Annotated in this window: 23 protein-coding genes; 11 read left to right on the forward strand and 12 right to left on the reverse strand. The window is 64.1% G+C overall.

Going from position 1 to position 21,809, the window contains the following annotated elements; all coding sequences use genetic code 11:
* Positions 1-47 precede the first annotated feature (47 nt).
* The gene (locus tag I6F16_RS31450; RefSeq protein WP_225174279.1) at positions 48-662 is read right to left on the reverse strand and encodes a FecR family protein; all 615 of its coding nucleotides are present in this window, start codon (positions 660-662) and stop codon (positions 48-50) included.
* 410 nt (positions 663-1,072) lie between these two features.
* On the opposite strand from I6F16_RS31450, the gene I6F16_RS31455 reads away from it, so the two are divergent.
* Positions 1,073-5,164, forward strand: a complete 4,092-nt coding sequence (locus I6F16_RS31455; RefSeq protein WP_225174280.1) for a VCBS domain-containing protein — start codon at positions 1,073-1,075, stop codon at positions 5,162-5,164.
* Positions 5,165-5,185: 21 nt separating this feature from the next.
* Here the strand turns inward: I6F16_RS31455 and I6F16_RS31460 are convergent, their stop codons facing one another.
* The 5 genes from I6F16_RS31460 to fliL form a co-directional block, all read right to left on the reverse strand.
* Positions 5,186-5,383: a hypothetical protein gene (locus tag I6F16_RS31460; protein WP_074448248.1), complete on the reverse strand. Its 198-nt coding sequence runs from the start codon at positions 5,381-5,383 to the stop codon at positions 5,186-5,188.
* Between the two features lie 587 nt (positions 5,384-5,970).
* Positions 5,971-6,732, reverse strand: a complete 762-nt coding sequence (locus tag I6F16_RS31465) for a flagellar protein FlbB (protein ID WP_036043778.1) — start codon at positions 6,730-6,732, stop codon at positions 5,971-5,973.
* Positions 6,733-6,741: 9 nt separating this feature from the next.
* Positions 6,742-7,188, reverse strand: coding sequence for a DUF6468 domain-containing protein (locus I6F16_RS31470; protein WP_225114652.1), 447 nt, complete (start codon positions 7,186-7,188; stop codon positions 6,742-6,744).
* Positions 7,185-8,387 carry a flagellar motor switch protein FliM gene (gene fliM / locus I6F16_RS31475; protein ID WP_036027916.1) on the reverse strand — a complete coding sequence of 401 codons (1,203 nt, stop codon included), beginning with the start codon at positions 8,385-8,387 and terminating at the stop codon, positions 7,185-7,187. Before fliM ends, I6F16_RS31470 begins: the two co-directional genes overlap by 4 nt.
* A gap of 19 nt (positions 8,388-8,406) precedes the next feature.
* Positions 8,407-8,904 (reverse strand): flagellar basal body-associated protein FliL, encoded by a 498-nt coding sequence (fliL, locus tag I6F16_RS31480; protein WP_036013096.1) that lies wholly within the window; start codon positions 8,902-8,904, stop codon positions 8,407-8,409.
* Between the two features lie 383 nt (positions 8,905-9,287).
* On the opposite strand from fliL, the gene flgF reads away from it, so the two are divergent.
* The 4 genes from flgF to flgH are packed head-to-tail and all read left to right on the forward strand — an operon-like array spanning position 9,288 to position 12,764.
* Positions 9,288-10,049, forward strand: coding sequence for a flagellar basal-body rod protein FlgF (gene flgF, locus I6F16_RS31485; RefSeq protein WP_128264476.1), 762 nt, complete (start codon positions 9,288-9,290; stop codon positions 10,047-10,049).
* Positions 10,050-10,065: 16 nt separating this feature from the next.
* Positions 10,066-10,854, forward strand: a complete 789-nt coding sequence (gene flgG / locus I6F16_RS31490) for a flagellar basal-body rod protein FlgG (protein WP_036013098.1) — start codon at positions 10,066-10,068, stop codon at positions 10,852-10,854.
* A 10-nt stretch (positions 10,855-10,864) separates the two neighbouring features.
* Positions 10,865-11,995: a flagellar basal body P-ring formation chaperone FlgA gene (gene flgA, locus I6F16_RS31495; RefSeq protein ID WP_225114651.1), complete on the forward strand. Its 1,131-nt coding sequence runs from the start codon at positions 10,865-10,867 to the stop codon at positions 11,993-11,995.
* A gap of 4 nt (positions 11,996-11,999) precedes the next feature.
* A complete protein-coding gene (gene flgH, locus I6F16_RS31500) occupies positions 12,000-12,764 on the forward strand; it encodes a flagellar basal body L-ring protein FlgH (RefSeq protein WP_225114650.1) in 765 nt (254 codons plus the stop codon).
* Positions 12,765-12,898: 134 nt separating this feature from the next.
* Here the strand turns inward: flgH and I6F16_RS31505 are convergent, their stop codons facing one another.
* Positions 12,899-13,363, reverse strand: a complete 465-nt coding sequence (locus I6F16_RS31505) for a PcfJ domain-containing protein (protein WP_225174281.1) — start codon at positions 13,361-13,363, stop codon at positions 12,899-12,901.
* A gap of 86 nt (positions 13,364-13,449) precedes the next feature.
* Here I6F16_RS31505 and I6F16_RS31510 point away from each other — a divergent pair, with 86 nt between their 5' ends.
* A complete protein-coding gene (locus I6F16_RS31510) occupies positions 13,450-14,055 on the forward strand; it encodes a hypothetical protein (protein ID WP_225114648.1) in 606 nt (201 codons plus the stop codon).
* 355 nt (positions 14,056-14,410) lie between these two features.
* On the opposite strand, the gene I6F16_RS31515 is transcribed toward I6F16_RS31510, so the two are convergent.
* From I6F16_RS31515 to I6F16_RS31530, 4 genes are all read right to left on the reverse strand, one after another.
* Positions 14,411-15,190 (reverse strand): fumarylacetoacetate hydrolase family protein, encoded by a 780-nt coding sequence (locus tag I6F16_RS31515; protein WP_036013105.1) that lies wholly within the window; start codon positions 15,188-15,190, stop codon positions 14,411-14,413.
* A gap of 83 nt (positions 15,191-15,273) precedes the next feature.
* Positions 15,274-16,302, reverse strand: coding sequence for an aldehyde reductase (locus I6F16_RS31520; protein WP_225114647.1), 1,029 nt, complete (start codon positions 16,300-16,302; stop codon positions 15,274-15,276).
* A 479-nt stretch (positions 16,303-16,781) separates the two neighbouring features.
* A complete protein-coding gene (gene dksA / locus I6F16_RS31525; RefSeq protein ID WP_085966600.1) occupies positions 16,782-17,147 on the reverse strand; it encodes an RNA polymerase-binding protein DksA in 366 nt (121 codons plus the stop codon).
* A 217-nt stretch (positions 17,148-17,364) separates the two neighbouring features.
* The gene (locus tag I6F16_RS31530; protein WP_036013109.1) at positions 17,365-17,976 is read right to left on the reverse strand and encodes an NAD(P)-dependent oxidoreductase; all 612 of its coding nucleotides are present in this window, start codon (positions 17,974-17,976) and stop codon (positions 17,365-17,367) included.
* Positions 17,977-18,139: 163 nt separating this feature from the next.
* On the opposite strand from I6F16_RS31530, the gene I6F16_RS31535 reads away from it, so the two are divergent.
* Entirely contained in the window at positions 18,140-18,511 is a 372-nt protein-coding gene (locus I6F16_RS31535) for a helix-turn-helix domain-containing protein (RefSeq protein WP_025037390.1), read from the forward strand.
* A gap of 12 nt (positions 18,512-18,523) precedes the next feature.
* Here I6F16_RS31535 and I6F16_RS31540 read toward each other — a convergent pair whose 3' ends face one another.
* The gene (locus tag I6F16_RS31540; RefSeq protein ID WP_036013111.1) at positions 18,524-18,937 is read right to left on the reverse strand and encodes a flagellar assembly protein FliX; all 414 of its coding nucleotides are present in this window, start codon (positions 18,935-18,937) and stop codon (positions 18,524-18,526) included.
* Between the two features lie 284 nt (positions 18,938-19,221).
* On the opposite strand from I6F16_RS31540, the gene I6F16_RS31545 reads away from it, so the two are divergent.
* The 4 genes from I6F16_RS31545 (at position 19,222) to I6F16_RS31560 (ending at position 21,741) form a co-directional block, all read left to right on the forward strand.
* The gene (locus I6F16_RS31545) at positions 19,222-20,346 is read left to right on the forward strand and encodes a flagellar basal body P-ring protein FlgI (RefSeq protein WP_225114646.1); all 1,125 of its coding nucleotides are present in this window, start codon (positions 19,222-19,224) and stop codon (positions 20,344-20,346) included.
* Complete coding sequence (gene flgJ / locus I6F16_RS31550; RefSeq protein ID WP_225114645.1) at positions 20,346-20,714, forward strand: flagellar assembly peptidoglycan hydrolase FlgJ; 369 nt, start codon at positions 20,346-20,348, stop codon at positions 20,712-20,714. The genes I6F16_RS31545 and flgJ overlap by 1 nt, the downstream gene beginning before the upstream one ends.
* Before the next feature lie 11 nt (positions 20,715-20,725).
* Positions 20,726-21,223: a hypothetical protein gene (locus tag I6F16_RS31555; RefSeq protein ID WP_036013118.1), complete on the forward strand. Its 498-nt coding sequence runs from the start codon at positions 20,726-20,728 to the stop codon at positions 21,221-21,223.
* A gap of 158 nt (positions 21,224-21,381) precedes the next feature.
* Entirely contained in the window at positions 21,382-21,741 is a 360-nt protein-coding gene (locus I6F16_RS31560) for a hypothetical protein (protein ID WP_036027927.1), read from the forward strand.
* Positions 21,742-21,809: the final 68 nt, after the last annotated feature.

Here is a 21,809-nt window from a genome sequence, read left to right on the forward strand (position 1 = left end):
GCCGGACGCTGCGCCGGCATCACGGCGGCTTCGGCCGAGCAAACTTCTCAGCATCCCCGACAGATAATGAGCCTGCGATTGGCGCTTCGATCGGGCTCCGGCGCCGCGCCGGCCGGCGGCTTCTTCAGGACCTTGCTTTTGCCCTCTTCGATCAGCGTCGAAAATTTGGCTGACCCGTCATCAGAAATCTCGATGTGCGGCGTCGTACCTCGGATCCCCAACGTGGCAACGGGCGTATCGACCTTCATATCGCCGGTCTTCGCAACATTGCCCGCAACAAAAGTGAACGTTCCCTTGGCAAGACTGAACAGGGTCGCGTTGGACTTGCCGGCCGGCTCATACACATAGTGATCCAGCACCATACGGGCGTTGCTCGATAAATTGAACGAGCTGCCGTCGCTAAGATTTATTCCGACCCGGCCGTCGTCTCCGGTCAGCACCACGTCACCAAGATATACGGGATCACCCCTCTTGGCCTGGCCGGGCTCACTTGAGACATTCGCTTGAACGATCACTGCGCCCGCATGTTCGATCGTGACGGAGCCTGTGGCCGTCGCCACCTTCCCGATCGGTTTGGAAGACGAGCTGGCGACGGCGGGCCCGGTGGAATCGACTTGCGCTTGAGCCGCACTCGGCAAGAAATTGGCAAGCGCCAAGACCAAGCCGGTCGCCAAAGCGGCTGTCGTAGGTCTGCACATGATCCGCCCTTTCCGAGAAGATCCTACCGCTAGCGGCGGCTCACTTCTTGAACCGCGAAGCGCCGCCGCAATAAACAAATTTCTTGTTTAATAATTTTAATCGTTCTAATTTACCGCGGCCCTACGGAAGCGGCCACAAATTAAATAAGCTCTCGTTTGTCAATTTAATCACTTTAGCGGGAGGGATATGCGCCGGGAATGGCATTACGCGCCGCCGTCCCCGCGCCATGCGTCTCTCTGGACCAGACTTGATGATTTCGGCGGGCAAGCCTTCGGCTGCCAGCGCCCAGGATACTTGTCCCTTGGCGAGGGCCGCCCCGAAAGACCATGGCAGCACGCCGAGCCTGAATCGATCACCCAGGCGAGGTCGAGCCATGTTGGTTGCATCCGATGTCCAGGTTGGCAATAGGGCCGCCGCGGCCCTGCCCGTCCAAATCATTGGCCATATTCATACAGCGATCGGCTGCGGCACGCTCGCGCGAGCCAGTGGCGTCGCCACACAGGCCGTAGCCGGCGCGCCTGTCTACCGGGCCGACGTGATAGAGACCGACGCCGACGGACAGATCACGATTCGCTTCATCGACGGTACTCTCTTCAACATCTCCTGCGACACGCGCCTGGCGCTGAGCGAATTCGTCTTCGACGTCGAAGGCACGTCACCTACAGCCCTGTTCGACGTGACCCGAGGCAGTTTCAGTTTCGTACCAGGTCGGCTGGGAGAAACCGGGTCTATCCAGCTGAATACGCCAATTGCAGGTATTCGCGCCCGGAGTCACGCGGGCGGTTTCGGAATGCTGACGCTTGCAGCATTGACTTTCTCGGTCGCGGAAAATGCCGAGGCCGCGGACCCGGACGTCACATTCCTGGATGACGACTCCATCACTTACAAGGACCTTGCGCACGGCGCCTTTGAGCTCGTGACCAAGGAGCCGATCCCACGGCACATCATCGTCGATGATCCCGGCGAAACGATCATCGTCAAGAAAGTGGGATCCACCATCAGTGTCAATCAGGTCGCGAACTCGGCCGCTCGCATGGACGAGTTGCGCGCCGCACAGCAGGACGTGCTCGCCAATCTGGACGGACAGGGGCCGCATGGCTCGAGCACGCCTCCCTTCGTCAAAACCCAATCGCTGCAGCCGATCAATTTCATTCAGCCCGACGCGCCCTCGCTGCAGAATTTGCTGGCGCCTGTGTCGCCATTCGCCATTCCCGTTTTCGACCCCATACCGCCGACACTCAGCACCGGAGCGGGGCCGACCGAGCTCGATACGGTGGTGTTTGATACATTCACTGCGACGAGCGGAATCTTCGCTGCCAGCAGCACCAGCGGCAGCGCCAAGCTGACCTTTGGCGTCATAGGGGCAACCGCCGGCGAGACGGTCCTCGGCGGAGTGACATACGACCTGTCAAAGCCCGGTCCGTACGGAACGCTCTACGTCAACAGTACGAGCGGCGCCTACACGTTCGTGCCTGACAGCATCGCGATCAACGCGCTGAAGGCGCCCACGACCGATAGTTTCGTCATCACGGTTTCCGACGGCCTCAGTTCTGCGAGTCAGACGTTCACAGTCACCATCAACGGTGTCGACGACGCTGCAATCATCTCCGGCACCACGACCGGCTCGATCGTCGAGGCTGGCGGCATTGCCAATGGAACGCCCGGCACGCCGATTGCGACCGGCACGCTTTCCGATACCGACGTCGACGACCCACCAAATACGTTCACGGCCGTGAGTTCGCCAACGACGAGCACCGGCGGCTATGGCACCTTCACGATGACGGCTGCCGGCGTGTGGACCTACACCGTGGACAATTCGAACCTCGCAGTGCAGAGGCTCAATGCCGGCCAAACGCTAACCGACAGCTTCACGGTGACCACGATCGGAGGCACGCCCCAGGTGGTGACGATCACCATCCAGGGAGCCAGTGATGCAGCGGTCATCTCCGGCGACACGACCGGCGCCGTCATCGAGGCTGGCGGCGTCGCCAGTGCTAACCCCGGCACGCCCATCGCGACCGGCACCCTCACCGATACCGACGTGGACACGATCGCAAATGCATTCACGGCCGTCGGCTCGCCGACGCAGAGCGCCGCCGGCTACGGCACCTTCACCATGACGGCTGCCGGCGTGTGGACCTACACGCTCGATAACGCCAACGCTGCGGTGCAGGCGCTCAATACCGGCGAAACGCTGACCGACACGTTCACGGTGACCACTCTGGATGGAACCGCCCAAGTGGTGACGGTCACCATCCATGGCACCAACGATGCCGCCATCGTTTCCGGCACCACGACCGGTGCGGTGACCGAGGCCGGCGGCGTTGCCAATGCGACACCGGGCAGCCCGAGCGCAACCGGCACGCTGTTTGCCGCCGACGTCGACAATGCGTCCAATACCTTCACAGCAGTGAGTTCGCCCAAGGCAAGCACGAATGGTTATGGCACCTTTACGCTAACCGCCGCCGGCGCGTGGACCTACATGCTCGACAATGCGAGCGGCGCGGTGCAGGCGCTGAATGTCGGGGACACACTCACCGACAGTTTTACTGTCACGACCCTCGACGGCACGCCACAGGTGGTGACGATCACCATTCACGGCAGCAACGACGCGGCCCTCATTTCCGGCACCACGACCGGCTCAGTGACCGAGGCAGGAACCTTCTCGCCCGGCGCTCCCATCGCGACTGGCACGCTGACCGATACCGACGTCGACAACGCGCCGAATACGTTCACCGCGATCTCTTCACCGACCGCGAGCGACGACGGATACGGCACCTTCACGATGACCGCAGCCGGCGCATGGACGTACACCCTCGACAACAACAATAGCGTGGTTGAGGCTCTCGATTCCGGCGACACCCTGACCGACACATTCACGGTGACCGCGATCGACGGTACCACGCAGACGGTGACCGTCGCCATTCATGGCGCCAGTGATGCCGACCCCAACGATTTTGACAACCTGGCCACCGGATCCGTCGTGATCTCCGATCCTCCGAACGTGTACGGAACGCCGGGGAGCGAAACCATCGCCGGCGGCGGCGACACAGGTCAGGTCATCTATGCGGGAGCCGGCAGTGATACGGTCAATGGGACCGGCAAGACGGACGTTCTCTATGGCGGCTCAGGCAATGACACGATCAAGGGCAACGATGGCAATGATGCCATCTACGGCGGCTCGGGAAACGATACGGTAAACGGCAACAACGGCGCCGATACCATAACCGGCGGATTTGGTGCGGACCAACTCACCGGCAGCAATGGCAACGATCGTTTCGCATATTTGTTCGTTGCCGATTCCCGTGCCGGTCAGTTCGACACCATCACCGACTTCGCATCGGGAGCGGACAGGATCGACCTGACCGCCTTTGGCGCGCTCGGGTTTGCCATCCTGGCGTTGAGCTCAACCAACACGACGGTGCCGCCACATACGATCGCCTGGATCTATGACAGCGCGTCGGACGAAACCATCGTGTACGTCAACTCAACGGACCAGACCCTGCACATCGGCGATTCCAGTCTGCTCGAAATCCATTTGCAGGGGATTGCAACCGTCGATGCCTCGGACTTCATCCTGGCGCCAGCGGCGCCTGTAGTGGCGGTCGCCAGCGAGCTGACCGACCTCACCGCAACCCTGCAGAGTGATGCGGCCGGGCTAATGACGATCACTTCCGAAATCTCGTCCGACTCCGGAAGCGGCGACGGCACGCTCCTCGCAGAGAGTCCGGACATCCAGTCAAGCGAGCCGCTCCACAACCTGGATACGCCTTCGGACCAGATCGAACAAACTGAATATTCGAGCATCTCCAGTTCGGACCCGATGCAAACGCCCTCGACCGAAACACTCGCTATTGTTGCGGTAGCTCCTTCGGGCAGCGGACCGTCTACGATGTCGCAATACGTCGCCGCACCGACGGAGGCCAGTTTTGTCTTCGACCACCTGGCCGGTCCCGACACAGCATTGCTGGCCAAAAGTGGCGCGATTGCTGGAAGCGGCCACATGCCTGACATTGCCATCGCCGCGCTGAATTTTGACCAGAATGCCGCCGAACAGCACGCCGGGCGCGGGCTTGCACCGGGGAACAATGCCGGGAATCACGGCGCCTCGCCTCAAGGAAACGCCGACGAGGCGGCGCATGCCCACGGTCGTGCCAACGATGGAATGGCAGAGGCGACGCTCAATCCGAGCCTTCTGAAGTCGTCGAGCGGAGGCGCCAACCATTCGCTTGCAAGCGAGACGCAGCAGCTCGGCGATTCGTTCAAGTTCAAGGATAACGCTTCGCAGGGCTCACAGCACAGCGTGGTGCCGGATCATCTAGACCTCGCCGGTCATCCCGGCCACGCTGGAGGATTCCACGGGCTCGAACTGGCGTTCACGCCTGAACCATCTCCGCCCGATGTTGATCCGCCTCATGGCCCAAGTCCGGCTCACGGCCACGGCTTGCACGATCTGATCTTGTGACGCCCCGAGCCAATGGGCTCTTCAGTGTTGCGTCCCGGCGCCATCGGGCGCCGAGGAGCTCTCTTCGCCAAGAGAAGATTGATCATCGTTGCCGGCCTCGCCATCCGGCGGCGCGGCATGCTGATGGCTTAGCGCGGATGTCCATGCGGATGTCATCGCCGCTATGAGCATCCGGTTGACGGCCTCGATGACGCGTTCTGCTGCGGACGAGTAGTTCATGGCCTCCTCCTGCGCTGCCGACTGCGAATGACCGAAGCGTAGGACGGCGCCTTGAGCACCACTGTACGCCACTTCACACCTGCGCGCGTCAAGTCATCGCAGTCCCGGAGGATGCCGCCTGCCCCGGCTGCATCCGCCACGGGATTCTGATTTCCACCTTGACGGGTTGCTGAGCGCGCGCACTCACAACCTTCGGCTCGTTGCGGTTCGCGCGCGACTCTGAATCAGATGTGAATCTCGGCGATGCAAATCGCATTGGTTAGCTCTGGGGGTAATCAATGAGCGGAGAAGCCGGTTGCATTGTGTGTAGCAGAGCAAGAGCGGTCGTCGCGATCGTCCCGATTGCAAGAGGATATGCCCTGAAGACATATGAATGTGCCTGTTGCCACAGCACCCTGCAGCTCGTGACCCGCGTCTCAAAGGCGGCGCTGATCAAGCAGCAGGTCAATATCCTCGCCCAGATGGAGCAGCAGTTGCGCCCGCCTGTTCGCAGGGTGCAACAGGCCTTCGCGAATTAGGCGCACGAGGCATTTCTCTGGGCTTCAGTCGACAGCGCGCGGATTGAAAGCGCGGTTCTCCTCGAGCCCTCAATTCGGCTTTTGCGTCGGCTTGCCGTCGATCTTGGGCAATTCGCCGGCCGAGGCGGACTGATCGCCGCCGCCATTGGCGCGGCGGGCCATCTCGACGGTCAGCCGCTCGGCGGCTTCCGATGACATCAGGCCCAGGATGTCCGACATCTTGCGCGGCGCGATCGCCGAGGCGATCTCGATCAGCACGCCCATTTCGAGCCGGTCGAACACCCGCGCGGCATCCTTGGGCTTCATGCCCTCGTACATGGTCACGAGGCCCTTCATGCGCTGGGCTTCGGCGGCCTTCTGCTCGGCCTGGGTCGCGGAGATGCGGGTTTCCACCGCCTTCATCTCCTCGACCTTGTTCTCAATGCGCTTCTCGGCGGACTTGAGCAGGCTTTCGCGGATGTCGATCTCGCGCTGACGGGCCTCGATCTCCTGCCGCCGCGCCTGCAACCGTTCCAGGATCGCGCGCTCCGCGGCCGAGACCTGCGGCTGGCCCTCGTCGATCTTGACGACGGTGCCACCCTCCATCTTGGTCTCGGGCGCTGCCGGCTTGGGTGCTTCCTTCGGCGCAGGGGTCGAGCCGGTGATGTCGGGATCCTCGCGGCCGGTCGGGAAATTCAGGTTCTCTTCCGCCCAGGATTTCTTGCCCTGGTTCGGCTTGTAGTCGAAGACATAGCCGCCGTTGATCGCAAGGCCCGCCACCTTCAGCGTGGCGAGGCCGGCAACGGCGACCAGGACGACCGGAATGACGCGGATGTTACGAAAGGACTTCATACCCAGGCTTCATGCGGCAAGGCCGTTGGATCGTCGGCGCTCGGAGAAGGCTTCGGCGGCCGCCGCCACCGCCTTCGCGGACGACGGCTTGGGCGCGGGCGCGGCGACCGTCTCCGGATTGGTGACGGGACGCGCGGCGATCGCGATCTTGGACAGGCGCCGCACCACGTTGTCGGCCTCGCCGAGCTGCTTGTAGAGCTGATCCGACATCTGCGTCGCGGCGGCGAGCTGGTTGCCGAGGTTCTCGTTGACGTCGCGCACGGCGAGCTTCAGCCCGCCGATCGCGCGCTCGGCGATCTCGGTCGCGGTGATCAGCTCGGCGATGACGGCCTTCAGCGAATGCTCGTCCGCCTTCAGCCGCCTCAAGCGCTTGTTGAGCGTGACGCAGTAGACGATCGTCAGCATCAGCAGGATAGCCACCAACGTCTCGATCGCCATTCCCAGGGAGTGGTTCATGGGGCCTCCATCATCTTGTTCTGCTCGTCCACCTTCTCGAACATCGCAAGTGTCGTACTTGGCTTGCGCAAGGGTTTCGTCACACGGATCGCGACGCGGTCGCCGACCCGGCCCATCCGCCCCTCGGTCAGCGTGACGTCGCCGCAACGCACGGTGACGTTGGCGTCGGCGCGCATGTCGAGCGGCAGCGTGTCGCCCACCTTGAGCCGCATCAGCTGCTTGAGCGGAATGTCGGCCTCGTAGAGCACGGCGTCGACGGCGATCTCGGCCTGCACGATCTCGGTGGCGAAGTGGCCCTCCCAGACCGGGTCGCGGCCGAACTTTTCGCCCATGAACATCTGGAGCAGGACGCCCCGGATCGGCTCGATGGTCGCGTAAGGCAGCAGCAGCTCGATGTTGCCGCCGCGGTCTTCCATGTCGATGCGCAGGCGCACCAGGATCGCGGCGTTGGCGGGACGGCTGATCGCGGCGAAACGCGGATTGGTCTCGAGCCGATCGATCGAGAAGGTCACCGGCGACAGCGGCCGGAACGCCTGCTCGGCGTCGGCCAGCACTACCTCGACCAGCCGCTTGACCAGCTCGGTCTCGATCGTGGTGTAGGGCCGGCCCTCGATGCGCAGCTGGCTGGTGCCGCGGCGGCCGCCGAGCAGCACGTCGATCATCGAATAGATCAGGTTGGAATCGACCGTCGCCATGCCGAAGTTCTCCCACTCCTCGGCCTTGAAGACGGTGAGGACGGCGGGCAGCGGGATCGAGTTCATGTAATCGCCGAAGCGCACCGAGGTGATGCGGTCGAGCGAGACTTCGACGTTGTCGGAGGTGAAATTGCGCAAGGAGGTCGTCATCAACCGCACCAGGCGGTCGAAGACGATTTCGAGCATCGGCAGGCGCTCGTAGGAGACCATCGCCGAATCGATGATCGCGCGAATGCCGGAATGGTCGTCGAGCGTGACGTCACCGACGGTGAAGCCGAGGAGATTGTCGATCTCCTCCTGGGACAACACCCGCTCGCCGGAATTCTTGCCGGTGCCGAGATCGCGGCTGCCGTCCTCGACCATGGCGGCCCATTGCAGGGCCATCGTCTCCGATAGCTCGTTCTCAGCGGCAGCCTTTGCCGCCTCGGCGGGATCCTCGCTATCGAGCGAGGCCTCCCACTGGGCGGCAATTGCATCCTGGTCGACTTGGTCGTTGCCCGCCATGATCCCTAGTCCGTCATGCTCACTGGACCACGACTTCCTTGAACAGCACGGCGCTGACCTGGATCGGGGCGACCGCCGCGTTGACGCGCTTGGTCAGCTCCTCCTTGAGGCGGAAGATGCCGGCCGAACCGTTGAGGTCGGACGGGCGCAGCTCGCGCACATAGGTCTGGAAGATGTCGGTGACGCGCGGCATCGTCGGCTTGATCGCCTCGATCTGCTTCTCTTCCTTCAGCTCCAGCACGATCTTCAACCGCAGATATTGCACGCGCTCGCCGGGCGAACCGGCGAGGTTGACCATCAGGTCGGGAACGTCGACGAAGGCCGGCGGCTTCGGCGGCGGCGCGGCCTCGGCATGATGCTCATCGCCGCTATGACGGAAGAAGAAGAACCAGGTCGCAGCACCGCCGCCGAGCACGGCGAGCGCGCCGACGACCATGATGATGAGCTTGAGCTTGTTCTTCGGCGGAGCGGCTTCCGCGCCCTCGGCGGCTGCGCCGCCTTCCTCGTTCTCTGCCATGGTTGCCGCGCCCGTTCATCTCTCAAAGGGGTCGAAAGAGCGAAGCCTCCTGGCAGACAATGACGCGATACGAATGCCCCAGCGCAATGCGCTCCTCTGATGCGCAAACGCTACGGTAATAATGGTTAACGGAATCTTTCGATTGGGCCGCCGCTAGGAAAAATCTGCCGGGCAAACATGGCTAACAGAACCTTTCTGCCGCCTGCTCGCGCCCCTCGAAAGTCGCCAACACATTGAAGTTACGTGATTTTCCTGATTGGCACGGCTTTCGCTGAGACAGGCCCGAGACCGCACGGCTTGGGAGAGCCCGACGGTCTCGGTCACGGGGTCCGCCAAGGCGCTTGGGAGAGCGAAATGGCAGATCCGCTCAGGGGAGATTTCCGATGCAGAACGCGCGTCTGATCGGCTTGTCACGGCAGATGACGTTGGAACGGCAGATGGATGTCATCGCCAACAACGTCGCCAATGCCAACACCAACGGCTTCAAGTCCGACCATTCGCTGTTCGAGGAATATCTGAACTCGAACGCGCGCGAGGACAATTTCATCGGCCGCGACCGCCGGGTCTCGTATGTCCAGGACCGCGGCACCTTCCGCAACATCAGCCAGGGGCCGCTGGAGCCGACCAACAATCCGCTCGACATGGCGATCAACGGCGGCGCCTATTTCGCAGTGCAGGCCAACGGCGGCGAGTTCTATACCCGCGACGGCAAGTTCTCGCTCAACAGCACCGGCCAGCTCGTCACCGCCGACGGCAATCTCGTGCTCGGCAATGCCGGCCCGATCACCTTTCAGCCGACCGACCACGACATCAACGTCGCGCCCGACGGCACCGTCACGGTGCTCGAGGGCACGGCGCGAACCGACTCGATCCGCGGCAAGATCCGCATGGTGTCGTTCGACGATCCGGCCAAGCTGACCAAGCTCGGCGCCAATCTCTATGCCGCCGGCTCGGCGAACCAGCAGCCCGACACCAAGTCCACCCTGCAGCAGGGCTATGTCGAGAAGTCGAACGTGAATGCGGTCGGCGAGATGACCCGCATGGTCGAGGTGATGCGCAGCTACGCCGCGGTCGCCAACCTGCTGCAGCAGCAGAGCGACCTCCACAAATCGGCGATCGAGAAGCTCGCCGACGTTCCGGCCTGATTGAAGGAGAACTGAGATGCAGGCGCTTCACACCGCAGCGACCGGAATGGCGGCACAGGAACTCAACGTTCAGGTGATCTCCAACAATATCGCCAACCTCCGCACCACCGGCTTCAAGAAGCAGACGGCGGCGTTCCAGGACCTGATCTACGAGCACGTCCGCCGCGTCGGCGCCCAGTCGTCGGACCAGGGCACCATCCTGCCGGTCGGCGTCGACATCGGCGGCGGCGTCAAGACCGTCGGCACGCCGCGCAGCATGACGCAAGGCACGCTGTCGCAGACCGGCAACGACCTCGACCTCGCCATCTCGGGCGAGGGCTTCTTCAAGATCCTGATGCCCGACGGCACCTTCCAGTACACCCGCGACGGCACCTTCCAGATGGACAATCAGGGCCGCGTCGTCACCGCGCAGGGCAATCCGGTGCAGCCCACCATCACCATTCCCAACAACGCCTCGGGCATCTCCGTGAGCGAGCAGGGCCAGGTCTCGGTGACGTTGCCGGGCTCAACCACCTCCTCGATCGTCGGCCAGATCGGCGTCACGCGCTTCATCAACAAGGCGGGCCTGCAGCCGGTCGGCAACAACCAGTTCACCGAGACGCCCTCGTCCGGTGCGCCGCAGGACGGCACCGCGAACACCGAAGGTTACGGCAAGCTCACGCAAGGCAGCCTGGAGCAGGCCAATGTCGACGTCGTCTCGGAGATGAGCGACCTGATCGCCGCCCAGCGCGCCTACGAGATGAACGCCAAGGTGATCAGCGCCGCCGACCAGATGATGCAATCGACCACGGCGTTGTTCCGCTGAGGTGATGACCATGATCCGCGCCACCCTCGCCGCCATCTCCACCCTTCTCGCGCTGGCCTTGCCGGCAGCGGCCGCCGACGATTTCATCGCCGCGCCGACGCTGCGCGCAAGCGTCACGGTGACTTCGGACGTGGTGCGGATCGGCGATCTCATCGACAACGCCGGATCGGCCGCGCTGATCCCGGTCTACCGCTCGCCCGATCTCGGCACCACCGGCACGCTGACGACAGGCCAGGTGCTCTCGGTCCTGCGGGCCAAGCAGGTGATCGGCGTCATGACCGGGGACATCAAGGAGGTCCAGGTCACCCGCCTCGCCCGCACGCTCGCGAGCAAGGATATCGAGAACGCGGTCGCCGCGGCGCTCGAGCGCCGCTCCGGCCTCGGAGACGCCGCCAACATCACAATCACGTTCGACCGCAGCGTCGCCGAGATGCGGCTGGACGCCTCCAACAGTGGCGCGCTGCAGCCGGTCGCAACCCGCTATGATGCCCGCAGCGGCCGTTTCGACATCGCCTTCGAGATCGCCAACGACGGCAACGCCGCGCCGACCAAGCTGCGCTTCACCGGCACCGCGATCGAGACGGTGGAGGTCGCCGTGCTGACCCGCGACATCGACCGCGCCGAGCTTCTGAAATCTTCCGACCTGTCGTTGGAGCGCCGGCCGAAGGCCGAGGTCACCGGCGAGCCTGCCTCGCGCGACCGCAGCATCGGCATGCAGCTGCGCCGAGCAATGCGCGCGGGCACGCCGATCCGCGCAGCCGACCTCGTCAGGCCCGACTTCGTGGTGCGCGACCAGGCGGTCACCATCATCTACCAGGTGCCCGGCCTCTATCTCACCACGCGCGGCAAGGCGATCGAGAGCGGCGCCGAGGGCGACACCGTCAGCGTGCTCAATCTGCACTCCAAGCGCACGCTGACCGGCATCGTGACCGGCCGCGGCCAGGTCACGGTGCAGGGCGCCAGCCAGTCCGCACCGATGGCACCGGCGGTCGAGCAGACCTCGTCGGTCAAGCGCGACCCCGTGCCGGCGGCCGCTGCCCTGGCGCAGAGCCTGGTCCAGGCACCCGCCTCCGCAGCCGAGATCGCCCAAGCCCGGATTCCGCAAGTTCGTCTCTCGCAAGCTCCAGCCAAGTCAGAGTAGATTCATGTCCACGTTTAGTTCGGCCTCCCGCCTTCGTCGCATCGCGATCTCTGCCCTGTTGCTGGCGACTTGCACCTTGGCGAGCGGCTGCTCCTCGATCGACCGCCTGTCGCAGATCGGCGAGCAGCCGAAGCTGTCGGCGATCGACAACCCGACGACGCAGCCCGGCTACAAGCCGGTGCAGATGCCCATGCCGAAGCCCGAAGTCGCCTCCTACAATCCGAACTCGCTGTGGCGCAACGGCAGCCGCGCCTTCTTCAAGGACCAGCGCGCCCGCCAGGTCGGCGATCTCCTGACGGTGGCCGTGAACATCACCGACAAGGCCAACATCGAGAACGACACCTCGCGCAGCCGCAGCAACAAGGAAGATTCCGGGATCACGGACTTCATCGGCTCCCAGACGATCACCCAGGCCAACAAGATCCTCCCCGGCCGCATCCTGACCGCCGACTCGACCTCCTCGAGCGAGGGCAAGGGCAGCGTCGACCGCAAGGAAGCTCTGCAGACCAACGTCGCCGCGGTGGTGACCCAGGTGCTGCCGAACGGCAATTTGGTGGTCGAAGGCAAGCAGGAGATCCGCGTCAACTTCGAAATTCGCGAGCTGATCGTCGCCGGCATCGTCCGCCCCGAGGACATCCAGAGCGACAACACCATCGACTCCACCAAGATCGCCCAGGCCCGCATCGCCTATGGCGGCCGCGGCCAGATCACCGACGTGCAGCAGCCGCGCTACGGCCAGCAGGTCATGGACGTGCTGCTGCCCTTCTAAGCCCCTTCAAGAGCTCCCACATCGTGCTCGCGAACTAAAGGCGCGAACGACGATGTACTACGCGGCCCTCGCTAGCTCCCCTGGCGAGGGCCGCATGTATTTTGCCTGCGCCGCCGAAGCGGCGCAGGCTTCTCTCACAGCAGCATGATCCCGCGTGCTTGCGCCCATCGCTGGAGGTTCTTGCACTCCTCGGCAAACGGCGGACGGTTCGCAAACCCACGAACCTGAACCGCCCTGGAACGGGTATCAAGCTCGATGGTCAGCAGCCGCTGGACGTCACCCGAGGCACGGCGACGGAGCGACCAGATCGAGGCATGCCCGGCAATGCACTTTGTCGCGTAAGTGGCGACGCAGTGACGCATGCCCCGCGTCTCAGCCACGAGATCGGCTGCGGTCCGCAACTGGACCACGACATATTCTTCGCGCTTGGCGCGGTCCTTGGACGACTTGGTCCATGACCAGTCCGCGATCGCTGCACCGGGCCAACGGTCCTCGCTCTGCTCGGGGCCTGCTGCCAGCCCCCCGCACGGTTTCGCGCCGCCTCGGCGCGACGGCGTGCGGCCTCGATACGAGCAATCGCATCGAGATCGCGATGCCATTCGCGCATCTGCCGCCCAAGCGAGATCAGTGAACGCCCCTTGAGGGTGTACTCTGGATCACGCCGGTGGCAATCGGCGAGGTAGTCATGGAAGTCATCCATGTCCTCGACCGTGGTGGCATACGCGCAGAAGAAGCGCACCACCTCGCGCCAGAAGCGATGCTGAGCGCGCTGCGTCTGTGTGATCCTGGTGCGCGCGATCCGCATCGCAACAGCGGGATCGGTCGCATAGGAACGCGCAATCGCCTGCCAGATCGCAGCCTCGAAGCCGACCTTCCCCAACGGATTGAGGAACGCATGGACCTCCTTGCGAGACAGCCATTCGGCCGCACCGGCGGCGTAGAGCGAACCGCCGCCGGCCGCCACGACATACCATCGCTTGCGCAACATGATCTCGTCGCGGCTCAGTCCCGCGCTGTCGATCCAGATCTGCTCCAGATGCTCAGCGACAGGATAGCGCGCAAAGAGATAGCGGGCGGCGCCAAGACGAAGACGCGCCGCGTCGCGAGTTTTCAGCTGCGGCTTCCATGCCGAAGCATCGCGAAGGACGTCCGCCTCGAAGCCACGCCTGGCCTCTTTGATCGCGTTCTCGAAATCCGGTGGAGGACGCGTCCGCTGCGACACATGCCGCAGCGACAGCTCGTAGGCTTCAACCCGCGTGCGCTCGGCCTCCCGCCGGCGCTGAATCAATGACTGTGCCATTGTCGTTCAACATGATTGGATGACTGTCAGCCGGACGCACTGAGAGCGTCGGCACGGAATGTGTCGATCGCCACAAAGTACTCACGGCTGGTCTCCTCAATTTTGAACGCGCAGGTTGAATGGGACGGGGCTCATAGACCCGATTGCCGGCGGGCGCAAGATGCCTTTGTCGGGATGTGTCAGAAACTGCGTACTGCGAGGCAGGTCCGCGACATTATTGCAACGCCGCGACAACACACTCCGTCATTGCGAGCGCAGCGACTTGTCCGCCGAAGCCTTGGCGAAGGCGCGACGTACTGGATTCCCCGCCTTCGCGGGGAATGACTGCGGAGAGGACCAATGCCGCTCACGTAAACTCCGCCTCCACCACGCCGAGCCCGTCCAGCTCCATCCGCACCTTGTCGCCGGCTTTCAGCCACAGCGTCTTCACCAGGCTGCCGGTGAGCACGAGCTGCCCGGCGTGCAGCCCCTTGCCTTCGGCGGCGAGATGGTTGGCGAGCCAGGCGAGCGCGTTGTGGGGATGGCCGAGCACGTCCGCACCGGTGCCGTGGCTGACCTCCTCGCCGTTGACGATGGCGCGGCCCTTGACCGCCTTGAGGTCCGGCACCGACGAGCGCGGGACCGATGGGCCCAGCACGCAGCCGGCGGCAAAGAAATCGTCGGCGATCAAGGTCGGCGCGCCCATCGTCTCCCATTTCACGTAGCGATCGTCGACGATCTCGATCGCGGGGTGATAGGACTCGACCGCCTCGCCGACCCATTCGGCCGTGAACGGCGCCTCGCCGGCGGCAAGGTCCCGCTTCAGCCGCACCGCGATCTCGCATTCGACCCCGACCCGGACATAATTGGAGGCGGCGAGCTTGGCGCCGCTGTCATGGACGCCCTTCTGGAACACGCCGCCGCCGCAAGGGTGCGGGATGCCGATATAGTCCTGCATCACCTGGCTGGTGCAGCCGATCTTGTAGCCGACGAGCGGACCGACATGCGGCAGCAGCAGATCGTGCAGGGTGCGCTGGATCTGATAGCCCTCGGCTTCGTCCGCAGGGGGCCGCTCCAGCGCCGCGAGCGGGGCGTGGTTGCGACGCGCCAGCGCGATCGCCTTTGCGGCTTCGAGAATCTTGTCCATCGGCGCCGCCTCCCACGCTACGCAGTCGCAGGGCGGCACTTCAGCATCCCCGCTCCGGCCTGACAAGCGCGGGCGGCATGCCCTCACCCCTTGACGAGGCCGAGCCGGATCAGGCTCTCGGCGGTCGCAAGGATCGCCTCCTCGTTGGAGCGGGCCTGCCAGCCGAGCAGCGACTTGGCCTTGGCGCTGGTGGAATGCCTGATCATTCCGAGCATCGGCACGACCGCACGCAGCAGCGGAATCCGGCGCGCGGCCAGCCGCACCAGCCAGTCCGGCGCCTGGAGCCGCGGAACCCGGCGCGCCCGCGGCCCGAGTTCCCGCCGCAGCACGCGGGCGATGTCGAGGATCGACATCGTCTCGCCGGAGACCGCGATGAAACGCTCGCCTTTCGCCTCCGGCGCAGTCATCGCCCGCAGGTGCAGCTCGGCGACGTCGCGGACGTCGACCACGCCGAAATAGAGCCGCGGCACGGCCGGCATGGCGCCGTCGAGCAGCGATCTGACGATCTCGATCGAGCCGGAAAAGTCCGGCCCCAGCACCGGCCCGAAAATACCGGCAGGGTTGATCACCGACAGCTCCAGCCCATTCCCCTCGCCCGCGACGAAATCCCAAGCCGCCCGCTCGGCCAGCGTCTTGGACTTGACGTAGGGTTGGCCGTCGACACCGGCGAGATTGGTCCATTCGGTCTCATCGAACGGCTTGTCGCGCGGCGGATGGCCATAGCCGATCGCGCCCAGCGACGAGGTGATGACGACTCTCTTGACACCGGCCGCGCGCGCGGCCCGGAGCACCCGGATCGTTCCGTCGCGGGCGGGGATGATCATCTCGTTCTCGTCCGTCGGGACGGTGGTCGAGAGCGGGGACGCCACGTGGAGAACGTAGTCGCAGCCCGCGACCGCCGCCGCCCAGCCGTCGTCCCGGGTCAGATCGGCGGTGACGAAGGCCACGCTCTCGGGCGTCGCCGCCCCGCCCTCGCGCAGCATGGCGAGCACATCGGCTTGGCGCTCCGGCCGTCGCACCGTCGTCCGCACGGCATGGCCGGCGGCCAGAAGTTGCAGGACGACATGGATGCCGACGAAGCCCGACCCGCCGGAGACCAGAACAGTGCTCATGACCCGCATTCCCCTCAAACTGGAGATCCTGTTTGCGCTGATGAACGGCGCGGTTCGTTTCGGCGCCTTGCGTCGATCGGCGGCATCACCCAGCACATGCTGACCACGCAGCTGCGCGAGCTCGAGCTTTTAAGGAAATATTGAGCTGGCCCAGGCTTAATGGGGATACCCGGCTTGGGACGTCGCAGCAGGCCTGATTGCAGCGATGCTTGATGCAGCTGGATCAGCGTCTCAACTTCAGAGTCGATCTCGTTGATGCGACTCGCAAAATCTCCCGCACCTGAAGTGAAGGCTGTTTCTCATCCGAACTCACGTGAGCTCGGAGCAATCCGGTCTAGCCCGTTGATCGCGATTCACTTTTCGCGATCGCGCTGTCGCCATGGTGGGCGCGACGGCAAGCTATGGGCAATATGCGGAGCATGGCGCGAAATGGCGCCCTGCGTCCAAAAACAAAGAGCCGCATCTCTGCGGCTCGGACCTTATTCGTCGCGATAGACCTTCTCGCGTTTCTCGTGGCGCTCCTGCGCTTCCACCGAGAGCGTCGCGATGGGCCGGGCCTCGAGCCGCTTCAACGAGATCGGCTCGCCGGTTTCCTCGCAATAGCCGTAGGTGTTGTCCTCGATACGCTGGAGCGCGGCATCGATCTTGGCGATCAATTTGCGCTGGCGGTCGCGGGCGCGGAGTTCGATGGCACGGTCGGTTTCGGACGAGGCCCGATCGGCGAGATCGGGGTGGTTCACGTTCTCCTCCTGCAGAGCCTGCAGGGTGAGCTTGGATTCTTTGAGGATCTCATCCTTCCAGGCGAGGAGCTTCAAACGGAAGTACTCCTTCTGCCGGTCGTTCATGAAAGGCTCTTTGTCGGTCGGTCGGTAGTTTTTCAACTTTTCCAAGGGAGGCCTATCTTCTTAAGCAACGACTCGCGGACGGACCGGGGTCCGTTGAGCCGGGCCTTATATAGTGGCCTCCCGTGACAGACAATATTTCCCTCACCGCCCGATCCGCGCCCCCAAGCCCTTGCACAGGAAGGTTTATCCTTGAGGGCTTGGAGGCAGCTGGCCGCCCTTAATAGCCGACCGTGAAGCGCTGCTTCAGGTGGGCCGGCTTTTCGATCTCGTCGGCGAGCGCAATGGCGTAGTCGGCGAAGGTGATCCAGCTCTTGCCGTTCGCATCTGCGAGAAGCTGGTCGGTCCCGAGCCGGAACTTGCCGGTGCGCTCCCCCTCCTCGAACAGCGCCGAGGGCGAGATGAAGGTCCAGTTCAGGTCCTTTTCCTGCCGCAGCAGGTCCAGGAAGGCCGAGCCCGCCTCCGCTTCGGCCTTGTATTGGGCCGGAAAATTGGGAGTCGTGACCAGCTTCACGCCCGGGGCAACCTCGAGGCTCCCGGCGCCGCCCACCACGAGGTAGCGACCGACCTTGGAGTCCTTCGCCGCACCGATCAGCTTGAGCGGATCACTGGCCAGGAAGTGCACGGAACTCACGGCGACGTCGTGACCGGCCCACAGCTTGGCGAGGCCCGCCTGGTCGAGCACATCCCCCTTGGTTGGCGTGACGTTCGGCAGGGCCGCAATCTTTTCCGGGTTCCGGGCGATGGCCGTGACCGTGTGGCCGCGGCGGGACAGTTCCCTGGTGATCTCCGACCCCGCCCGGCCCGAGGCGCCGGCGACTGCGATTTTCATGGAAGGCTCCTTTGCTTCTATGGTAACTGACAGAGACTAGATATCGCAAAGAATGCTGGTGTTAAGAGAGCACTTTGTGCTTACCTGATTACGCTGAGGTAACTGATCGCGTACAACCGGCACGCGGATGCCAAGCAACGGTATGGATTTCCGAGAACCGACGATGAAACCCGACGTCTACGCAGCGAACTGCCCTACCCGCCAAATCCTCGATCGCGTCGGCGACAAATGGGCGGTGCTGATCCTCTTGCTCCTGCGCGAGGAGCCGATGCGCTTCAATCAATTGCGCCGCACGATTGAAGGCATCTCGCAGAAGATGCTGAGCCAGGTGCTCAAGTCGCTCGAACGCGACGGCCTGATCAGGCGCCGCGCCATCGCGACCGTGCCAGTGACGGTGGAATATTCGATCACCCAGCTCGGCCTGACACTGGCGGCGGCTGTGGATCCCTTACGCGATTGGGCCGAGCAAAATCTGAAAGACGTGCTCGCCGCCCAGCGCCGCTATGATGCGCAGTTGAAGGAGGAAGCGGCGTAAGAGCCTCCGTGACTACGCCTGCCCGGCCTTCGCCAGTTCGACCTCGACCCGCAGCTCGATCTCGGAGAGCACCGCATCGAGACCGGCATCGCCTGAGGACGATTTCAGGTGGGCCGCCGCATCACGCAGCCGCATCACGGTCGAGACGTCGAGATTGCCGGACAACAGGCCCATCTTGACATCGTCGAGCACGTCGAGCGCAGTCCTGCCGCGGGCGACCGAGCGCTTGCGGCGCTCGACCGGATCCTCCTCGACACCCTGCAACGCTAGCAGCGCATCGATGTTGGCGGCCGCCTTCGGTGCGGCAGCGCTCCGCGTCTCTTGCGCCGATGAGGTGTCGGGCAGCACGAAACTGCCGGAGCCCGTCCGCTTGGCCTGGCTGGCCGGCGTGCCAAGCGTCGTACCGTTCGGTCCGTAGATGCGCATCGGAAAGAATCCGGGTGATCGATGCCTCACCTTCGCTGTCTTATGGTTAACGGGGCGTAAACGGCCCGGCAAAATCTGCCGACAGCCGGCAGTTTCGCTCCTCAGGGCGAACCAGTGCTGACAGCGGTCGCAACAGATTTATTCAAGCTATTCAGCCACCTACCTCGCCATCAGGCGTTGGCACAGCGCTCGCAAGGAAAGCGCCGGACCAGCTCGTCATGGGAGTGTCGTGCAAGTCCTGTCCGATTTGAGGAGCCTTTTCTAGGGGGCCTTGGGGAGCAGAGATGCCAGGCGTTCGTTGGGTGAGGATTGTTGGGTTCGCCTGCGCCGCGCTGTCGGCGCTGGCGCTGTCGGTCACCACGGCGGCGGCGACCTCGCGCATCAAGGACCTCGCCAATATCGAGGGCGTGCGGCAGAACCAGCTCATCGGTTATGGCCTCGTCGTCGGCCTCAACGGCACCGGCGACACGCTCAACAACATCCCCTTCACCAAGCAGTCGCTGCAGGCGATGCTCGAGCGCATGGGCGTCAATATCCGCGGCGCCACCATCCGCACCGGCAACGTCGCCGCCGTCATGGTCACGGGCAACCTGCCGGCCTTCGCCACCCAGGGCACGCGCATGGACGTCACGGTGTCCGCGCTCGGCGACGCAAAGAATCTCCAGGGCGGCACACTGCTGGTCACCCCCCTGCTCGGCGCCGACGGCAACGTCTATGCGGTGGCGCAGGGCTCGCTCGCGATCTCCGGCTTCCAGGCCGAGGGCGAGGCGGCCAAGATCGTGCGCGGCGTGCCAACGGTGGGACGCATCGCCAACGGCGCCATCATCGAGCGCGAGATCGAGTTCGCGCTCAACCGGCTGCCGAACGTCCGCCTGGCGCTGCGCAACCCCGACTTCACGACGGCCAAGCGCATCGCGGCCGCAATCAACGACTATCTCGGCGTCAAGACCGCCGAGCCGATCGATCCGTCGACGGTGCAGCTGTCGATCCCGCCCGAGTTCAAGGGCAACGTCGTCGCTTTCCTCACCGAGATCGAGCAGCTCCAGGTCGACCCTGATCTCGCCGCCAAGATCGTCATCGACGAACGCAGCGGCATCATCGTGATGGGCCGCGACGTCCGCGTCGCCACCGTCGCGGTGGCGCAGGGCAACCTCACGGTCACCATCTCCGAGAGCCCGCAAGTGAGCCAGCCCAATCCGCTGTCACGCGGCCGCACCGTGGTCGCGCCGCGCAGCAGCGTCACCGTCACCGAGGACGGCAAGAAGCTGGCGCTCGTCAAGGACGGCGTCTCGCTCCAGCAGCTCGTCGACGGCCTCAACGGCCTCGGCATCGGCCCCCGCGACATGATCAGCATCCTCCAGGCGATCAAGGCCGCCGGCGCCATCGAAGCCGACATCGAGGTGATGTGATGCAGACCAGCGCGATCAACCCCCCTCGCCTCGCCACCAATTCGGCCTTCTCGGTCGAGAGCCGGAACGGCCGGCCGGACTTCGAGCTCGCCGCGGCGCTGCAAAAGGTCTCGCCGCAGCAACAGGCCAAGGCCCAGAAGACCGCCACCGACTTCGAGGCAATGTTCCTCAACAGCATGTTCGCGCAGATGACCTCGGGCCTGAAAGGCGAAGGCCCGTTCGGCGACACGCCCGGTACCGGCGTATGGCGCTCGATGCTGACCGAGCAATATTCCAAGAACTTCGCCCAGGCCGGCGGCGTCGGCATCGCCAGCGACGTCTACCGTACCCTCATCCTGCAGCAGGCGAAAACGATCCGCACGGCATAAGGTCAAACGAGATGAACCATTTCAACGCCTCACGTCAGCCGATGCAGGCCCAGCGCCCGGGCAGCGCGCCCGTCAGCAGCGAGGCGCGCAAGCTCGCCGAAGGCCTAATGGACGCGATGAGCGCCCTGCTCGGATTGATCGAGCGCGAGACAGAGCTCGTCCGCGCCGGCAAGGTCCGCGAGGCGATGACGCTCGAGGGCAAGAAGCAGGAATTGTCGCGCAGCTACGTCAGCGCAGTCGGCCAGCTGAAGGCAAACCAGGACCAGCTCGCGAAGTCCGCGCCGGAGCTCCTCTCGACGCTGCATCGCCACCACGATGCGTTCCGCGCGATGCTCCAGGTCAATCTCACCGTGCTCGCGACCGCGCACGCGGTTTCCGAAAGCGTCGTGCGCGGCGTCAACGCCGAGATCCAGAAGCGCAACGTGCCGAACACCTATACCGCCGCCGGGCGCAGCGCAGCGCCAGGTCCGCGCCATATCACGCCGCTTGCGGTCAGCCGCTCGCTCTGAGCAGCACGAGAACAACCGACAATTTTAGGAAAAACCGCGCGGCGACGGCGTCGCGCGGTTAGGCACGTTTCCTTACCGGGTGTTCAGTCCTGGTGTTCCATGCTTGCGTGATTAGAGGGGTTGGGATTTGACTCACGTAAGGCAACCAGGAGGCTGCCATGAGTACAGATTTCAGCATCAGGCCGGTGGGGATCCCGGCCCCCGTGCAGATCGTACCGACGTCGAATTCGGCGGCGAACGAGGCTGTGCAAACTGATCTTCCGGTGAGGCAAACGGTCGCCGCGAGCGATACGAGCGCGCCGGTGCGCAATGATTTGCCGAACCACGAGAACATCTCGCGCCAGGTCGTGTTCGACCAGGCGGCCGCGTCCTTCGTCTTTCAGGTCGTCAACGACAAGACCGACACGGTGGTGAACCAGTTCCCTGACGAGGCGATGCTCCGCCGGCGTGCCTATTTCCACGCACTGGACATGAAGTCCGAGCCCTCGCGTCCGCTCAGCACGGATCTCAGCGCCTAACGATCACGCGATCGATGCCGATGTTTCTGCTCTGCGTCTGGCCATCATCGGTCAGCGCGGAGTTCGCG

The organism is Bradyrhizobium sp. IC4060 (assembly GCF_020193715.1).
Lineage (GTDB): Bacteria > Pseudomonadota > Alphaproteobacteria > Rhizobiales > Xanthobacteraceae > Bradyrhizobium > Bradyrhizobium yuanmingense.

Coding starts and splice junctions, on each gene's coding strand:
- I6F16_RS31455 (WP_225174280.1), top strand. CDS start 1,073: ATGTTGGTTGCATCCGATGTCCAGGTTGGCAATAGGGCCGCCGCGGCC.
- I6F16_RS31460 (WP_074448248.1), bottom strand. CDS start 5,383: ATGAACTACTCGTCCGCAGCAGAACGCGTCATCGAGGCCGTCAACCGG.
- I6F16_RS31465 (WP_036043778.1), bottom strand. CDS start 6,732: ATGAAGTCCTTTCGTAACATCCGCGTCATTCCGGTCGTCCTGGTCGCC.
- I6F16_RS31470 (WP_225114652.1), bottom strand. CDS start 7,188: ATGAACCACTCCCTGGGAATGGCGATCGAGACGTTGGTGGCTATCCTG.
- fliM (WP_036027916.1), bottom strand. CDS start 8,387: ATGGCGGGCAACGACCAAGTCGACCAGGATGCAATTGCCGCCCAGTGG.
- fliL (WP_036013096.1), bottom strand. CDS start 8,904: ATGGCAGAGAACGAGGAAGGCGGCGCAGCCGCCGAGGGCGCGGAAGCC.
- flgF (WP_128264476.1), top strand. CDS start 9,288: ATGCAGAACGCGCGTCTGATCGGCTTGTCACGGCAGATGACGTTGGAA.
- flgG (WP_036013098.1), top strand. CDS start 10,066: ATGCAGGCGCTTCACACCGCAGCGACCGGAATGGCGGCACAGGAACTC.
- flgA (WP_225114651.1), top strand. CDS start 10,865: ATGATCCGCGCCACCCTCGCCGCCATCTCCACCCTTCTCGCGCTGGCC.
- flgH (WP_225114650.1), top strand. CDS start 12,000: ATGTCCACGTTTAGTTCGGCCTCCCGCCTTCGTCGCATCGCGATCTCT.
- I6F16_RS31505 (WP_225174281.1), bottom strand. CDS start 13,363: ATGGCATCGCGATCTCGATGCGATTGCTCGTATCGAGGCCGCACGCCG.
- I6F16_RS31510 (WP_225114648.1), top strand. CDS start 13,450: ATGGAAGTCATCCATGTCCTCGACCGTGGTGGCATACGCGCAGAAGAA.
- I6F16_RS31515 (WP_036013105.1), bottom strand. CDS start 15,190: ATGGACAAGATTCTCGAAGCCGCAAAGGCGATCGCGCTGGCGCGTCGC.
- I6F16_RS31520 (WP_225114647.1), bottom strand. CDS start 16,302: ATGAGCACTGTTCTGGTCTCCGGCGGGTCGGGCTTCGTCGGCATCCAT.
- dksA (WP_085966600.1), bottom strand. CDS start 17,147: ATGAACGACCGGCAGAAGGAGTACTTCCGTTTGAAGCTCCTCGCCTGG.
- I6F16_RS31530 (WP_036013109.1), bottom strand. CDS start 17,976: ATGAAAATCGCAGTCGCCGGCGCCTCGGGCCGGGCGGGGTCGGAGATC.
- I6F16_RS31535 (WP_025037390.1), top strand. CDS start 18,140: ATGAAACCCGACGTCTACGCAGCGAACTGCCCTACCCGCCAAATCCTC.
- I6F16_RS31540 (WP_036013111.1), bottom strand. CDS start 18,937: ATGCGCATCTACGGACCGAACGGTACGACGCTTGGCACGCCGGCCAGC.
- I6F16_RS31545 (WP_225114646.1), top strand. CDS start 19,222: ATGCCAGGCGTTCGTTGGGTGAGGATTGTTGGGTTCGCCTGCGCCGCG.
- flgJ (WP_225114645.1), top strand. CDS start 20,346: ATGCAGACCAGCGCGATCAACCCCCCTCGCCTCGCCACCAATTCGGCC.
- I6F16_RS31555 (WP_036013118.1), top strand. CDS start 20,726: ATGAACCATTTCAACGCCTCACGTCAGCCGATGCAGGCCCAGCGCCCG.
- I6F16_RS31560 (WP_036027927.1), top strand. CDS start 21,382: ATGAGTACAGATTTCAGCATCAGGCCGGTGGGGATCCCGGCCCCCGTG.